This is a genomic window from Neisseria sp. P0021.S006, assembly GCF_051956895.1.
The window spans coordinates 1-566 of sequence record NZ_JBQCWZ010000951.1 but is presented as its reverse complement, the minus strand read 5'-3'; the positions used below and the strand labels follow the sequence as shown (position 1 = coordinate 566).

At 53.2% G+C, this 566-nt stretch carries 1 protein-coding gene; it reads right to left on the bottom strand.

Going from position 1 to position 566, the window contains the following annotated elements:
* Window positions 1-566: MBOAT family O-acyltransferase (locus ACTHUM_RS18100; protein ID WP_440403696.1), on the bottom strand; the 566-nt coding region annotated here is incomplete at both ends.

Genomic DNA, 566 nt, shown 5'->3' with positions numbered 1-566 from the left:
CAAGTGGACAGGCTGATATGCCATCTGTCCCAGAAGTCGCGGATGTTGATGGCGCGAAGCGGCGCGGCAAAGTTTTTCGGCAGTTGGAAGCCGAGCAGCATGGCCAAGCCGATGACCAAATCTGAGTAGCCGGAAAAGTCGAAAAAGAGTTGGAAGGTGTAGCCATAAATCGCAGACAGAACGCCCCAGCCGTCGAACTGAGCCGGATTTTCAAAAACAGGCGATACCCAACCTTCCGCTAATACGCCGGCAAGCCACCACTTTTTGGCAATGCCCAACATAATCAGGCCAACCGCCAAAGCCGGATAAATCAGCTGGCGTGCCTGTTTGGTGCGGATTTGCACCAATGCGCCTGCTTGTTCGCCATCTATGCTTTTAAAAGCGGCTGCACGGATAATCGGGCCGGATGTGATGGTGGGGAAGAAGCTCAGATGCAGTAGGAGCTCGTGCCATTCAAAACGCTCTCCCTTAGGCTCACGGTAGCAATACACCAAGTAAGCCAGCGATTGGAAAGTGTAATAAGACAAGCCCAGAGGCAAAAGGATGTCGATGACGGCGCTTTGTCC